Source organism: Shigella sp. FC1567 (assembly GCF_001743015.1).
In the GTDB taxonomy this organism is placed as follows: Bacteria; Pseudomonadota; Gammaproteobacteria; order Enterobacterales; family Enterobacteriaceae; genus Escherichia; species Escherichia coli.
In genome coordinates, this window is sequence record NZ_MIIV01000055.1 from 25832 (window position 1) to 40521 (window position 14690).

Annotated in this window: 12 protein-coding genes and 5 tRNA genes; 15 read left to right on the forward strand and 2 right to left on the reverse strand. The window is 52.0% G+C overall.

Annotation, left to right across the window (positions count from 1 at the left end):
* The first annotated feature begins 208 nt into the window (after window positions 1–208).
* The 10 genes from nagB to BHE85_RS04715 all read left to right on the forward strand — a co-directional run bounded on the left by nagB (window position 209) and on the right by BHE85_RS04715 (window position 7170).
* A complete protein-coding gene (gene nagB, locus BHE85_RS04670; RefSeq protein ID WP_001237072.1) occupies window positions 209–1009 on the forward strand; it encodes a glucosamine-6-phosphate deaminase in 801 nt (266 codons plus the stop codon).
* A gap of 59 nt (window positions 1010–1068) precedes the next feature.
* The gene (gene nagA, locus BHE85_RS04675) at window positions 1069–2217 is read left to right on the forward strand and encodes an N-acetylglucosamine-6-phosphate deacetylase (RefSeq protein ID WP_000271168.1); all 1149 of its coding nucleotides are present in this window, start codon (window positions 1069–1071) and stop codon (window positions 2215–2217) included.
* Between the two features lie 8 nt (window positions 2218–2225).
* A complete protein-coding gene (gene nagC, locus BHE85_RS04680; RefSeq protein WP_000187594.1) occupies window positions 2226–3446 on the forward strand; it encodes a DNA-binding transcriptional regulator NagC in 1221 nt (406 codons plus the stop codon).
* A 47-nt stretch (window positions 3447–3493) separates the two neighbouring features.
* Complete coding sequence (gene nagD, locus BHE85_RS04685; protein ID WP_000153135.1) at window positions 3494–4246, forward strand: ribonucleotide monophosphatase NagD; 753 nt, start codon at window positions 3494–3496, stop codon at window positions 4244–4246.
* 396 nt (window positions 4247–4642) lie between these two features.
* On the forward strand, window positions 4643–6307 hold the full coding sequence (asnB, locus tag BHE85_RS04690) for an asparagine synthase B (protein WP_000337089.1): 1665 nt from the start codon (window positions 4643–4645) through the stop codon (window positions 6305–6307).
* A gap of 380 nt (window positions 6308–6687) precedes the next feature.
* Window positions 6688–6764 (forward strand) — tRNA-Met (locus BHE85_RS04695).
* An 8-nt stretch (window positions 6765–6772) separates the two neighbouring features.
* Window positions 6773–6857: transfer RNA gene (locus tag BHE85_RS04700), tRNA-Leu, on the forward strand.
* A 23-nt stretch (window positions 6858–6880) separates the two neighbouring features.
* A tRNA-Gln gene (locus BHE85_RS04705) sits at window positions 6881–6955 on the forward strand.
* Between the two features lie 15 nt (window positions 6956–6970).
* A tRNA-Met gene (locus tag BHE85_RS04710) sits at window positions 6971–7047 on the forward strand.
* Between the two features lie 48 nt (window positions 7048–7095).
* Window positions 7096–7170: transfer RNA gene (locus tag BHE85_RS04715), tRNA-Gln, on the forward strand.
* A gap of 153 nt (window positions 7171–7323) precedes the next feature.
* Here the strand turns inward: BHE85_RS04715 and ubiF are convergent.
* Window positions 7324–8499: a 3-demethoxyubiquinol 3-hydroxylase gene (gene ubiF, locus BHE85_RS04720; protein ID WP_000184583.1), complete on the reverse strand. Its 1176-nt coding sequence runs from the start codon at window positions 8497–8499 to the stop codon at window positions 7324–7326.
* Window positions 8500–8644: 145 nt separating this feature from the next.
* Between ubiF and miaB the strand changes: the two genes are divergently transcribed.
* The 5 genes from miaB (at window position 8645) to lnt (ending at window position 14257) form a co-directional block, all read left to right on the forward strand.
* Window positions 8645–10069 (forward strand): tRNA (N6-isopentenyl adenosine(37)-C2)-methylthiotransferase MiaB, encoded by a 1425-nt coding sequence (gene miaB / locus BHE85_RS04725; protein WP_000162733.1) that lies wholly within the window; start codon window positions 8645–8647, stop codon window positions 10067–10069.
* A 152-nt stretch (window positions 10070–10221) separates the two neighbouring features.
* Window positions 10222–11262, forward strand: a complete 1041-nt coding sequence (locus BHE85_RS04730; protein ID WP_004981284.1) for a PhoH family protein — start codon at window positions 10222–10224, stop codon at window positions 11260–11262.
* A complete protein-coding gene (ybeY, locus tag BHE85_RS04735) occupies window positions 11259–11726 on the forward strand; it encodes an rRNA maturation RNase YbeY (RefSeq protein WP_000084469.1) in 468 nt (155 codons plus the stop codon). Before BHE85_RS04730 ends, ybeY begins: the two co-directional genes overlap by 4 nt.
* Window positions 11727–11815: 89 nt before the next feature.
* Entirely contained in the window at window positions 11816–12694 is an 879-nt protein-coding gene (gene corC, locus BHE85_RS04740) for a CNNM family magnesium/cobalt transport protein CorC (protein ID WP_001278605.1), read from the forward strand.
* Between the two features lie 24 nt (window positions 12695–12718).
* Window positions 12719–14257 (forward strand): apolipoprotein N-acyltransferase, encoded by a 1539-nt coding sequence (lnt, locus tag BHE85_RS04745; RefSeq protein ID WP_000853030.1) that lies wholly within the window; start codon window positions 12719–12721, stop codon window positions 14255–14257.
* Window positions 14258–14490: 233 nt separating this feature from the next.
* On the opposite strand, the gene BHE85_RS04755 is transcribed toward lnt, so the two are convergent.
* The coding region (locus BHE85_RS04755) for an IS1 family transposase (RefSeq protein WP_000327172.1) at window positions 14491–14690 on the reverse strand (200 nt) is incomplete at its 5' end.

Below are 14690 nucleotides of genomic sequence, written 5' to 3' on the forward strand. Positions count from 1 at the left end.
TTTAATTCGTATCGCAAATTAAACGCGTGTCTTTTGTGAGTTTTGTCACCAAATATCGTTATCATCACTCCCTTTTACTGGCTAAACCAGAAAACTTATTTTATCATTCAAAAAATCAGGTCGATTGACGCCTGTCTGCGCAAATCCAAGTTACGCTTAAAGATGCCTAATCCGCCAACGGCTTACATTTTACTTATTGAGGTGAATAATGAGACTGATCCCCCTGACTACCGCTGAACAGGTCGGCAAATGGGCTGCTCGCCATATCGTCAATCGTATCAATGCGTTCAAACCGACTGCCGATCGTCCGTTTGTTCTGGGCCTGCCAACTGGCGGCACGCCGATGACCACCTATAAAGCGTTAGTCGAAATGCATAAAGCAGGCCAGGTCAGCTTTAAGCACGTTGTCACCTTCAACATGGACGAATATGTCGGTCTGCCGAAAGAGCATCCGGAAAGCTACTACAGCTTTATGCACCGTAATTTCTTCGATCACGTTGATATTCCAGCAGAAAACATCAACCTTCTCAACGGCAACGCCCCGGATATCGACGCCGAATGCCGCCAGTATGAAGAAAAAATCCGTTCTTACGGAAAAATTCATCTGTTTATGGGCGGTGTAGGTAACGACGGCCATATTGCATTTAACGAACCGGCGTCTTCTCTGGCTTCTCGTACTCGTATCAAAACCCTGACTCATGACACTCGCGTCGCGAACTCTCGTTTCTTTGATAACGATGTCAATCAGGTGCCAAAATATGCCCTGACTGTCGGTGTTGGTACATTGCTGGATGCCGAAGAAGTGATGATTCTGGTGCTGGGTAGCCAGAAAGCACTGGCACTGCAGGCTGCAGTTGAAGGTTGCGTGAACCACATGTGGACCATCAGCTGTCTGCAACTGCATCCAAAAGCGATCATGGTGTGCGATGAACCTTCCACCATGGAGCTGAAAGTTAAGACTTTAAGATATTTCAATGAATTAGAAGCAGAAAATATCAAAGGTCTGTAATTGTTATCCCTGCCCTGGCTCCTTGCTCAGGGCAATATTTTTTAAAATCGGGGGTCAGAATGTATGCATTAACCCAGGGCCGGATCTTTACCGGCCACGAATTTCTTGATGACCACGCGGTTGTTATCGCTGATGGCCTGATTAAAAGCGTCTGTCCGGTAGCGGAACTGCCGCCAGAGATCGAACAACGTTCACTGAACGGGGCCATTCTCTCCCCCGGTTTTATCGATGTGCAGTTAAACGGCTGCGGCGGCGTACAGTTTAACGACACCGCTGAAGCGGTCAGCGTGGAAACGCTGGAAATCATGCAGAAAGCCAATGAGAAATCAGGCTGTACTAACTATCTGCCGACGCTTATCACCACCAGCGATGAGCTGATGAAACAGGGCGTGCGCGTTATGCGCGAGTACCTGGCAAGACATCCGAATCAGGCGTTAGGTCTGCATCTGGAAGGTCCGTGGCTGAATCTGGTAAAAAAAGGCACCCATAATCCGAATTTTGTGCGTAAGCCTGATGCCGCGCTGGTCGATTTCCTGTGTGAAAACGCCGACGTCATTACCAAAGTGACCCTGGCACCGGAAATGGTTCCTGCGGAAGTCATCAGCAAACTGGCAAATGCCGGGATTGTGGTTTCTGCCGGTCACTCCAACGCGACGTTGAAAGAAGCGAAAGCCGGTTTCCGCGCGGGGATTACCTTTGCCACCCATCTGTACAACGCGATGCCGTATATTACCGGTCGTGAACCGGGCCTGGCGGGCGCGATCCTCGACGAAGCTGACATTTATTGCGGTATTATCGCTGATGGCCTGCATGTTGATTACGCCAACATTCGTAACGCTAAACGCCTTAAAGGCGACAAACTGTGTCTGGTTACCGACGCCACCGCGCCAGCAGGTGCCAACATTGAACAGTTCATTTTTGCGGGTAAAACAATATACTACCGTAACGGACTTTGTGTGGATGAGAACGGTACGTTAAGCGGTTCATCCTTAACCATGATTGAAGGCGTGCGTAATCTGGTCGAACATTGCGGTATCGCACTGGATGAAGTGCTGCGTATGGCGACGCTCTATCCGGCGCGTGCGATTGGCGTTGAGAAACGTCTCGGCACACTCGCCGCAGGTAAAGTAGCCAACCTGACCGCATTCACACCTGATTTTAAAATCACCAAGACCATCGTTAACGGTAACGAGGTCGTAACTCAATAAGAGAAAGTATGACACCAGGCGGACAAGCTCAGATAGGTAATGTTGATCTCGTAAAACAGCTTAACAGCGCGGCGGTTTATCGCCTGATTGACCAGTACGGGCCAATCTCGCGGATTCAGATTGCCGAGCAAAGCCAGCTTGCCCCCGCCAGCGTAACCAAAATTACGCGTCAGCTTATCGAACGCGGGCTGATCAAAGAAGTTGATCAGCAGGCCTCCACCGGGGGCCGCCGCGCTATCTCCATCGTCACCGAAACCCGCAATTTCCACGCAATCGGCGTACGGCTTGGTCGTCACGACGCCACCATCACCCTGTTTGATCTCAGCAGCAAAGTGCTGGCAGAAGAACATTACCCGCTGCCGGAACGTACCCAGCAAACGCTGGAACATGCCCTGTTGAATGCCATTGCTCAGTTTATTGATAGCTACCAGCGCAAACTGCGCGAGCTGATCGCGATTTCGGTGATCCTGCCAGGGCTTGTTGACCCGGACAGCGGCAAAATTCATTACATGCCGCATATTCAGGTAGAAAACTGGGGGCTGGTAGAAGCTCTGGAAGAACGTTTTAAAGTGACCTGTTTCGTTGGTCACGATATCCGTAGTCTGGCGCTGGCGGAGCACTACTTCGGTGCAAGTCAGGATTGCGAAGACTCCATTCTGGTGCGTGTCCATCGCGGAACCGGGGCCGGGATTATCTCTAACGGGCGCATTTTTATTGGCCGCAACGGTAACGTCGGTGAAATTGGCCATATTCAGGTCGAACCGCTGGGTGAACGCTGCCACTGCGGCAACTTTGGCTGCCTGGAAACTATCGCCGCCAACGCTGCCATTGAACAACGGGTGTTGAATCTGTTAAAGCAGGGCTACCAGAGCCGCGTGCCGCTGGACGACTGCACCATCAAAACTATCTGCAAAGCCGCGAACAAAGGCGATAGTCTGGCGTCGGAAGTAATTGAGTATGTCGGTCGTCATCTGGGTAAAACCATCGCCATTGCTATCAACTTATTTAATCCGCAAAAAATTGTTATTGCCGGTGAAATCACCGAAGCCGATAAAGTGCTGCTCCCTGCTATTGAAAGCTGCATTAATACCCAGGCGCTGAAGGCGTTTCGCACTAATCTGCCGGTGGTACGTTCTGAGCTGGATCACCGCTCGGCAATCGGCGCTTTTGCGCTGGTAAAACGCGCCATGCTCAACGGTATTTTGCTCCAGCATTTGCTGGAAAATTAATGTGCTTTTATAGTGGCGCTTATTGTTGTCAATATTCTGGGTAGTCCATGACCATTAAAAATGTAATTTGCGATATCGATGGCGTGCTGATGCACGATAACGTCGCCGTACCGGGTGCAGCGGAATTTTTGCACGGGATTATGGATAAAGGCCTGCCGCTGGTGTTGCTGACCAACTATCCTTCGCAGACTGGGCAAGATCTGGCGAACCGCTTTGCCACCGCAGGTGTCGATGTACCTGACAGCGTGTTTTATACCTCTGCGATGGCGACTGCCGATTTCCTGCGTCGCCAGGAAGGCAAGAAAGCGTATGTGGTGGGCGAAGGCGCACTGATTCATGAACTGTACAAAGCCGGTTTCACTATTACCGATGTGAACCCTGATTTCGTGATTGTTGGCGAAACGAGTTCCTACAACTGGGACATGATGCATAAAGCAGCCTATTTCGTCGCTAACGGTGCACGTTTTATCGCCACCAATCCGGACACCCACGGGCGCGGTTTTTATCCCGCGTGTGGCGCGTTGTGTGCAGGCATCGAAAAAATCTCCGGGCGTAAACCGTTCTATGTTGGTAAACCGAGTCCGTGGATCATCCGCGCGGCATTAAACAAAATGCAGGCGCATTCGGAAGAAACGGTGATTGTCGGCGATAACCTGCGTACCGATATTCTGGCGGGCTTCCAGGCAGGTCTGGAAACGATTCTGGTGCTTTCTGGTGTTTCATCGCTCGACGATATCGACAGTATGCCGTTCCGCCCAAGCTGGATTTACCCGTCGGTCGCTGAAATCGACGTTATCTGAATAGCAACCACGTCTGCGGACGTGGTTGGCTCTGATGACAAACGCCAAACTGCCTGATGCGCTACGCTTATCAGGCCTACGCAGCTCCTGCAATATATTGAATTTTCATGCTTTTGTAGGCCGGATAAGGCGTTCACGCCGCATCCGGCATGAACAAATTGCACTTTGTCAGCAATTTGGCCCCCGTAAAATACAAACATTCAATAAAACCCGCTGAAAATTATCGATTCATCAATAAATATATCCTCACACCAGACCTTTTTTCACCAATCGACAATCACCATTACGTTTTTTATTTTTTCACCGCCAAATCGCTTGCGCACAGTGCTGCTTTGCGGCATTTTTTTAAACAAGCAAACACAACAAGCAACAAATACCAGATTAACGGAGAAGGTTATGTGTTCAATTTTTGGCGTATTCGATATCAAAACAGACGCAGTTGAGCTGCGTAAGAAAGCACTCGAGCTGTCACGCCTGATGCGTCATCGTGGCCCGGACTGGTCCGGTATTTATGCCAGCGATAACGCCATTCTCGCTCACGAACGTCTGTCAATTGTTGACGTTAACGCGGGGGCGCAACCTCTCTACAACCAACAAAAAACCCACGTACTGGCGGTAAACGGTGAAATCTACAACCACCAGGCATTGCGCGCTGAATATGGCGATCGTTATCAGTTCCAGACAGGGTCTGACTGTGAAGTGATCCTCGCGCTGTATCAGGAAAAAGGGCCGGAATTTCTCGACGACTTGCAGGGCATGTTTGCCTTTGCCCTGTACGACAGCGAAAAAGATGCCTACCTGATTGGTCGCGACCATCTGGGGATCATCCCACTGTATATGGGCTATGACGAACACGGTCAGCTGTATGTGGCCTCAGAAATGAAATCGCTGGTGCCAGTTTGCCGCACGATTAAAGAGTTCCCGGCGGGGAGCTATTTGTGGAGCCAGGACGGCGAAATCCGTTCTTATTATCATCGCGACTGGTTCGACTTTGATGCAGTGAAAGATAACGTGACCGACAAAAACGAGCTGCGTCAGGCTCTGGAAGATTCCGTTAAAAGCCATCTGATGTCTGATGTGCCTTACGGTGTGCTGCTTTCTGGTGGTCTGGATTCCTCAATTATTTCCGCTATCACCAAGAAATACGCAGCCCGTCGCGTGGAAGATCAGGAACGCTCTGAAGCCTGGTGGCCGCAGTTACACTCCTTTGCTGTAGGTCTGCCGGGTTCACCGGATCTTAAAGCAGCCCAGGAAGTGGCAAACCATCTGGGCACGGTGCATCACGAAATTCACTTCACTGTACAGGAAGGTCTGGATGCCATCCGCGACGTGATTTACCACATCGAAACTTATGATGTGACCACTATTCGCGCTTCAACACCGATGTATTTAATGTCGCGTAAGATCAAGGCGATGGGCATTAAAATGGTGCTGTCCGGTGAAGGTTCTGATGAAGTGTTTGGCGGTTATCTTTACTTCCATAAAGCGCCCAACGCTAAAGAACTGCATGAAGAGACGGTGCGTAAACTGCTGGCCCTGCATATGTATGACTGCGCGCGCGCCAACAAAGCGATGTCAGCCTGGGGCGTGGAAGCACGCGTTCCGTTCCTCGACAAAAAATTCCTTGATGTGGCGATGCGCATTAACCCGCAGGATAAAATGTGCGGTAACGGCAAAATGGAAAAACACATCCTGCGTGAATGTTTTGAGTCATACCTGCCCGCAAGCGTGGCCTGGCGGCAGAAAGAGCAGTTCTCCGATGGCGTCGGTTACAGTTGGATCGACACCCTGAAAGAAGTGGCGGCGCAGCAGGTTTCTAATCAGCAACTGGAAACTGCCCGCTTCCGCTTCCCGTACAACACGCCAACCTCAAAAGAAGCGTATCTGTACCGGGAGATCTTTGAAGAACTGTTCCCGCTTCCGAGCGCCGCTGAGTGCGTGCCTGGCGGTCCTTCCGTCGCGTGTTCTTCCGCTAAAGCGATCGAATGGGATGAAGCGTTCAAGAAAATGGACGATCCATCTGGTCGTGCGGTTGGTGTTCACCAGTCGGCATATAAGTAAGAAATGCGAAACAGCCCCGGTGAAATCCGGGGCTGTTTCAGTTATTGAGGTGCTTGTTGATTCTGATATGCAGTAAGGAAATGTTCCGGGTTTGCCACATCACTGTTTGACAACTCATCACTGTAGGCCAGTATTTCATAGATTAATTTCCCACCACTATTGTTGAATTCCGAATTTCATCCTGTACGACAAAAGAATGGCTGTAGGGTGGGGAAAAAACACAAAGTAAACAATAATTGACGAATATAGCGCCACGCTGTTCGCAACCTAACCAAATAGTCACTTTCGAGCAATTTTCCTTGAAAAAGAGGTTGACGCTGCAAGGCTCTATACGCATAATGCGCCCCGCAACGCCGATAAGGTATCGCGAAAAAAAAGATGGCTACGTAGCTCAGTTGGTTAGAGCACATCACTCATAATGATGGGGTCACAGGTTCGAATCCCGTCGTAGCCACCATCTTTTTGGCGGGAGTGGCGAAATTGGTAGACGCACCAGATTTAGGTTCTGGCGCCGCAAGGTGTGCGAGTTCAAGTCTCGCCTCCCGCACCATTCACCAGAAAGTGTTGTACGGATGGGGTATCGCCAAGCGGTAAGGCACCGGTTTTTGATACCGGCATTCCCTGGTTCGAATCCAGGTACCCCAGCCATAGAAGAAACAATCTGGCTACGTAGCTCAGTTGGTTAGAGCACATCACTCATAATGATGGGGTCACAGGTTCGAATCCCGTCGTAGCCACCAAATTCTGAATGTGTCGAATACGTTCGGCAAATTCAAAAACCAATTTGTTGGGGTATCGCCAAGCGGTAAGGCACCGGATTCTGATTCCGGCATTCCGAGGTTCGAATCCTCGTACCCCAGCCACATTAAAAAAGCTCGCTTCGGCGAGCTTTTTGCTTTTCTGCGTTCATTCAATGTCGAATGCGATGTTGACACGTCTTATCCTTCAATGTCGGATGCGACGCTGCCGCGTCTTATCCGACCTACGGTTGGCACGCATCCGGCAATGTTGTAAGGCTACAACCCTAACGCATATTTCAGCGCCTGACGTTTCAACACGCCAGCACGCTCTGCCGCCATTAACCCGAGATTACGCACAAAACGCAGCGGCGGCAGATTATTACTGAATCCGGCATAAAACAGATCCATACCACTTTGCATAATGAAGTTATCCGCCATGCGCCGCATCTGGTAACGCTTGAGGACAGGATAACTGGCCCACGCTTCACCGTAACTGCGGGCATTCACCAGAACATCAATCAGGGCATCGACATCACGATAACCAAGATTCACCCCCTGCCCCGCCAGCGGATGGATGGTATGCGCGGCATCGCCCACCAGCGCAAGCCCCGGCTGCACATACTGCAACGCATGTCGGCGCGTCAGCGGAAACGCACCAGCGGCAAGCGGTGTAACGTAACCCAGACGCGACGGGAAATGCTTCGCGATTTCCGCCTGGAGTTGCGCCATATTCATATTCTGCAACTGGCGAATACGCGCCGGAGAGTCATACCACACCAGCGATGCCCAGTTATCAAACAACGGCAGAAACGCACGCGGTCCGTCCGGGGTAAATTGCTGCCAGGTGCTGTCGCCGGGATCGTTCTCACACTGTACGCTAATCAACATGCACGACTGCGCATACTGCCAGGCATGAACGCCAATTCCCGCCATCTGCCGCACCTGAGAATTTGCGCCGTCGGCACCAATCACCAGTTTCGCGCGGATCGTTTCACCGCCCTTCAGTTCCAGCTCCTGAAGATCATTATCTCGATGTAATGCAATCAGCGAGCCTGGCACACGTAACGTTACTTTCGGATGCGCTTCCAGCGCCTGCCACAGCGCCTGTTGCAGTACGGTGTTTTCCACCATATAGCCAAGCAACGGTAGCTTAAGTTCAGCGGCGTCAAACACCACATGCGCCGTTTCCCACTCCCACGTTTCCAGTCTGCGGTAAGGATGGCAACGCATAGCCTGTACTGCATCCCAGACCCCTAACCCTTTAAGCAATGATACCGATGCGGCGCTGATCGCCGAGATCCGCACGTCCGGTTGGCTATCAGCGACAAACGGTGCAGGTTCTGCGTGCTCGATCACCGTTACCGAAAATCCGTGCTGTGCCAGCCCCAGCGCCAGCGCGCCGCCGACCATTCCTCCGCCGACAATGGCAATTTCCGTTGGTTGATTTGTCATGGTCAATCATCCTGTTAGCAATATGCTTTAAGTTTACAGGATTTTTACCCCCAAGGGCTGATAACGCTCATACTGGCCACAACGGCAGCAAAGCATTACACTATGCGCCCTGCATTCCTGGCTACTATTTCGCAAGAGCAAGTCGATGACCAAAAAACTCCATATTAAAACCTGGGGCTGTCAGATGAACGAGTACGATTCATCGAAGATGGCCGATCTGCTGGATGCCACCCACGGCTATCAACTGACCGACGTGGCGGAAGAAGCGGATGTGCTGCTGCTGAACACCTGCTCAATCCGCGAGAAGGCTCAGGAAAAAGTCTTCCATCAGTTGGGTCGCTGGAAACTGTTAAAAGAGAAGAATCCAGACCTGATTATCGGCGTCGGTGGCTGCGTGGCATCGCAAGAAGGCGAGCACATTCGCCAGCGCGCCCACTATGTCGATATTATTTTTGGGCCGCAAACGCTGCACCGTCTGCCGGAGATGATCAACTCCGTGCGCGGCGACCGCAGCCCGGTTGTAGATATCAGCTTCCCGGAAATCGAGAAGTTTGACCGTCTACCGGAACCGCGCGCCGAAGGGCCGACCGCGTTTGTCTCCATCATGGAAGGCTGCAATAAATATTGCACCTACTGCGTGGTGCCTTACACCCGTGGTGAAGAGGTAAGCCGTCCGTCTGACGATATTCTGTTTGAGATTGCCCAGCTTGCGGCTCAGGGCGTGCGTGAAGTCAACCTGCTCGGTCAGAACGTGAACGCCTGGCGTGGTGAAAACTACGACGGCTCCACCGGATCGTTTGCCGATCTGCTGCGTCTGGTTGCTGCGATCGACGGGATCGATCGTATTCGCTTTACCACCAGCCATCCGATCGAATTCACCGACGATATCATCGAAGTGTATCGCGACACGCCGGAGCTGGTGAGCTTCCTGCATCTGCCGGTACAGAGCGGTTCCGATCGCATTCTGAACCTGATGGGCCGTACTCATACGGCACTGGAGTACAAAGCGATCATCCGTAAACTGCGTGCGGCGCGTCCAGATATTCAGATCAGTTCTGATTTCATCGTTGGCTTCCCTGGCGAAACCACCGAAGACTTCGAGAAAACGATGAAGCTGATTGCCGACGTCAATTTCGACATGAGCTACAGCTTTATCTTCTCTGCACGTCCGGGTACACCAGCCGCCGATATGGTTGATGATGTTCCGGAAGAAGAGAAGAAGCAGCGTCTGTATATTCTGCAAGAACGTATCAATCAGCAAGCGATGGCATGGAGCCGCCGGATGCTCGGCACCACCCAGCGTATTCTGGTAGAAGGGACTTCGCGTAAGAGCATCATGGAGCTTTCCGGGCGTACCGAAAATAACCGCGTGGTCAACTTCGAGGGCACACCGGATATGATCGGTAAATTCGTCGATGTAGAAATTACCGACGTCTACCCGAACTCTCTGCGCGGTAAAGTGGTGCGTACTGAAGATGAAATGGGCCTGCGCGTGGCAGAAACACCGGAATCGGTGATTGCCCGTACCCGCAAAGAAAACGACCTTGGCGTGGGTTATTATCAGCCGTAATTCTCAGGCCCGCCGTTCCGGTGGGCCTTGTTTTTTCTCTCTTTATCCCCATCTTTATCGCAATGCTTGCGCCTTTTTCCTGTGGCGTGAATAATTTCCTTATAGGCCGGTGAATGTTCAGCTTCCGGCGGCATACAGATAAGAGGAACGGTTTGAACATAGACACTCGCGAAATCACCCTGGAGCCAGCAGACAACGCGCGTCTGTTGAGCCTGTGCGGCCCGTTTGATGACAACATCAAGCAGCTCGAACGCCGTCTCGGCATCGAGATCAATCGCCGCGACAACCACTTTAAACTGACCGGCCGTCCGATTTGCGTCACCGCTGCGGCAGACATTCTGCGTAGCCTGTATGTCGATACAGCCCCGATGCGCGGTCAGATTCAGGATATCGAACCGGAACAGATCCACCTTACGATTAAAGAAGCGCGAGTACTGGAGCAAAGTGCGGAGAGCGTGCCGGAGTACGGCAAAGCGGTCAATATCAAAACCAAACGCGGCGTAATTAAGCCGCGCACGCCAAACCAGGCGCAGTACATCGCCAATATTCTCGACCATGACATTACCTTCGGCGTTGGCCCGGCGGGTACGGGTAAAACCTACCTGGCAGTGGCTGCGGCAGTTGATGCCCTGGAGCGTCAGGAGATTCGCCGTATTCTGCTGACTCGTCCGGCGGTCGAAGCCGGTGAGAAACTGGGCTTCCTGCCTGGCGATTTAAGCCAGAAAGTAGACCCGTATCTGCGCCCACTGTACGACGCGCTGTTTGAAATGCTGGGCTTTGAGAAAGTTGAGAAACTGATTGAGCGCAACGTTATTGAAGTCGCGCCGCTGGCCTATATGCGTGGTCGTACGCTGAACGACGCGTTTATCATTCTCGATGAGAGCCAGAACACCACCATCGAACAGATGAAGATGTTCCTGACCCGTATCGGTTTTAACTCAAAAGCGGTTATCACCGGCGACGTCACACAGATCGACCTGCCGCGTAATACTAAATCAGGCTTACGTCACGCCATCGAAGTACTGGCCGATGTCGAAGAGATCAGCTTTAACTTCTTCCACAGCGAAGACGTGGTTCGTCACCCTGTGGTGGCGCGTATCGTTAACGCCTATGAAGCCTGGGAAGAAGCCGAACAAAAACGAAAAGCGGCGCTGGCGGCAGAACGCAAGCGCGAAGAACAGGAACAAAAATGAGTCAGGTGATCCTCGATTTACAACTGGCATGTGAAGATAATTCCGGGTTACCGGAAGAGAGCCAGTTTCAAACATGGCTGAATGCGGTGATCCCGCAGTTTCAGGAAGAATCGGAAGTGACTATTCGCGTGGTCGATACCGCCGAAAGCCACAGTCTGAATCTGACCTATCGCGGTAAGGATAAGCCGACCAACGTGCTCTCCTTCCCGTTTGAAGTGCCGCCTGGCATGGAAATGTCGCTACTGGGCGATCTGGTTATCTGCCGTCAGGTGGTTGAGAAGGAAGCTCAGGAGCAAGGCAAACCACTGGAGGCGCACTGGGCGCATATGGTGGTGCACGGCAGTCTGCATTTGTTAGGTTACGATCACATCGAAGATGACGAAGCAGAAGAAATGGAAGCCCTCGAAACAGAGATTATGCTTGCTCTGGGCTATGAGGATCCGTACATTGCCGAGAAAGAATAATTTGCCAGGCATTTGACTGGCAGACGTCCCCGCCGTTGGTGATTAACGACGGCGTTTTGATTAACTAACATGAGAACCCATACGACGCCATGAGCGACGACAATTCACACAGTAGTGACACGATAAGCAACAAGAAGGGATTTTTCTCCCTGTTACTCAGCCAACTTTTCCACGGTGAACCGAAAAACCGTGACGAACTGCTGGCGCTGATCCGTGATTCCGGGCAGAACGACCTTATCGACGAAGATACGCGCGATATGCTCGAAGGGGTGATGGACATCGCAGACCAACGCGTTCGCGACATCATGATCCCCCGCTCCCAGATGATTACCCTGAAACGCAACCAGACGCTGGACGAATGCCTTGATGTCATCATCGAGTCCGCCCACTCACGTTTCCCGGTGATTAGCGAAGACAAAGATCACATTGAAGGGATTCTGATGGCGAAAGACTTGCTGCCGTTTATGCGCAGCGATGCTGAAGCCTTCAGCATGGACAAAGTGTTACGTCAGGCGGTTGTCGTTCCTGAAAGTAAGCGCGTAGACCGGATGCTGAAAGAGTTTCGCTCTCAGCGTTACCACATGGCGATCGTCATTGACGAATTCGGTGGGGTTTCCGGTCTGGTGACCATTGAAGACATCCTGGAACTGATTGTTGGTGAGATTGAAGACGAATATGACGAAGAAGATGATATCGACTTCCGTCAGCTGAGTCGTCATACCTGGACCGTGCGCGCACTGGCTTCCATTGAAGACTTCAACGAAGCGTTCGGCACCCACTTTAGCGATGAAGAAGTCGACACTATCGGTGGTCTGGTGATGCAGGCGTTTGGGCATCTTCCGGCGCGTGGCGAAACTATCGACATCGACGGTTACCAGTTCAAAGTGGCGATGGCCGACAGTCGACGTATTATTCAGGTTCATGTCAAAATCCCGGATGACTCACCCCAGCCGAAGCTGGATGAATAAAACCGAAACTGGATAGATAACTACATGGCTTTTGCCTCATTAATTGAACGCCAGCGCATTCGCCTGCTGCTGGCGTTATTATTCGGTGCCTGCGGAACGCTGGCCTTCTCTCCTTACGACGTCTGGCCTGCGGCGATTATTTCGTTGATGGGGCTTCAGGCGTTGACCTTTAACCGCCGTCCACTCCAGTCTGCCGCTATTGGCTTTTGCTGGGGATTTGGCCTCTTTGGCAGCGGTATTAACTGGGTCTATGTCAGCATCGCGACCTTTGGCGGAATGCCTGGCCCGGTTAACATCTTCCTGGTGGTGCTGCTGGCGGCGTATTTGTCGCTGTATACCGGACTGTTTGCTGGCGTGCTGTCGCGTCTGTGGCCGAAAACCACCTGGCTGCGCGTGGCGATTGCCGCCCCTGCTCTCTGGCAAGTGACCGAGTTTCTGCGCGGTTGGGTACTGACAGGCTTCCCGTGGTTACAGTTCGGCTATAGCCAGATTGATGGCCCGTTAAAAGGGCTGGCACCGATAATGGGCGTGGAAGCCATTAACTTCCTGCTGATGATGGTTAGTGGCCTGCTGGCACTGGCGTTGGTCAAACGCAACTGGCGTCCGCTGGTGGTGGCCGTCGTGCTGTTTGCCCTACCCTTCCCGCTGCGTTACATCCAATGGTTTACCCCGCAACCGGAGAAAACCATTCAGGTTTCGATGGTTCAGGGCGATATTCCGCAATCACTGAAATGGGATGGAGATCAGCTTCTTAATACGCTGAAGATTTACTACAACGCAACGGCTCCGCTGATGGGCAAATCATCGTTGATTATCTGGCCGGAGTCGGCGATAACCGATCTGGAAATTAATCAGCAACCGTTCCTCAAAGCACTGGACGGTGAGTTGCGCGATAAAGGTAGCTCGCTGGTAACCGGGATTGTCGACGCGCGTCTCAATAAGCAGAACCGCTACGATACCTACAACACCATCATCACACTGGGTAAAGGTGCACCGTACAGCTACGAATCAGCCGATCGCTATAACAAAAACCATCTGGTGCCGTTTGGCGAGTTTGTCCCGCTGGAGTCGATTCTGCGTCCGTTAGCACCGTTCTTTGATCTGCCGATGTCGTCGTTCAGCCGTGGGCCATATATCCAGCCGCCGCTGTCAGTAAATGGTATTGAGCTTACTGCGGCTATTTGCTACGAGATCATTCTCGGCGAGCAAGTGCGCGATAACTTCCGCCCGGATACCGACTATCTGCTGACTATCTCCAACGATGCGTGGTTTGGTAAATCTATTGGTCCATGGCAACACTTCCAGATGGCGCGAATGCGTGCGCTGGAGCTGGCGCGCCCACTGTTGCGCAGCACCAACAACGGCATTACGGCGGTGATTGGCCCGCAGGGTGAGATTCAGGCGATGATCCCGCAGTTCACCCGCGAGGTGTTAACCACTAATGTGACACCGACCACCGGACTCACACCGTATGCACGTACCGGCAACTGGCCACTGTGGGTGCTGACGGCACTGTTTGGTTTTGCCGCTGTGTTGATGAGTCTGCGAGCACGTAAACGTTGATGTGCCTGATGTATCCTGCATGAGCAAAACGTACTTTCTCATTGAGCTTTGGGGCATGGTTATCATGCCCCTTTTTCTTACGGTTCAGGGATACAAGCCACATTGCCATATTGGGGATGACGAATAATTGCCTGCGGATCAAGCGAGCGCGTCCTGTCCATTTGGATCAACCCGTTCTTCGCCATGACAAATATTTTTCTACCATCCGCTGAAAAACGGGTAATGACTCCAACTTACTGATAGTGTTTTATGTTCAGATAATGCCCGATGACCTTGTCATGCAGCTCCACCGATTTTGAGAACGACAGTGACTTCCGTCCCAGCCTTGCCAGATGTTGTCTCAGATTCAGATTATGTCGCTCAATGCGCTGAGTGTAACGCTTGCTGATAACGTGCAGCTTTCCCTTCAGGCGTGATTCATACAGCGGCCAGC

What these genes read in the sequence shown, in the direction of transcription:
- miaB (WP_000162733.1), top strand. Translation starts at nt 8,645, where the DNA reads ATGACCAAAAAACTCCATATTAAAACCTGGGGCTGTCAGATGAACGAG.
- nagC (WP_000187594.1), top strand. Translation starts at nt 2,226, where the DNA reads ATGACACCAGGCGGACAAGCTCAGATAGGTAATGTTGATCTCGTAAAA.
- nagB (WP_001237072.1), top strand. Translation starts at nt 209, where the DNA reads ATGAGACTGATCCCCCTGACTACCGCTGAACAGGTCGGCAAATGGGCT.
- ybeY (WP_000084469.1), top strand. Translation starts at nt 11,259, where the DNA reads ATGAGTCAGGTGATCCTCGATTTACAACTGGCATGTGAAGATAATTCC.
- nagA (WP_000271168.1), top strand. Translation starts at nt 1,069, where the DNA reads ATGTATGCATTAACCCAGGGCCGGATCTTTACCGGCCACGAATTTCTT.
- ubiF (WP_000184583.1), bottom strand. Translation starts at nt 8,499, where the DNA reads ATGACAAATCAACCAACGGAAATTGCCATTGTCGGCGGAGGAATGGTC.
- corC (WP_001278605.1), top strand. Translation starts at nt 11,816, where the DNA reads ATGAGCGACGACAATTCACACAGTAGTGACACGATAAGCAACAAGAAG.
- lnt (WP_000853030.1), top strand. Translation starts at nt 12,719, where the DNA reads ATGGCTTTTGCCTCATTAATTGAACGCCAGCGCATTCGCCTGCTGCTG.
- nagD (WP_000153135.1), top strand. Translation starts at nt 3,494, where the DNA reads ATGACCATTAAAAATGTAATTTGCGATATCGATGGCGTGCTGATGCAC.
- asnB (WP_000337089.1), top strand. Translation starts at nt 4,643, where the DNA reads ATGTGTTCAATTTTTGGCGTATTCGATATCAAAACAGACGCAGTTGAG.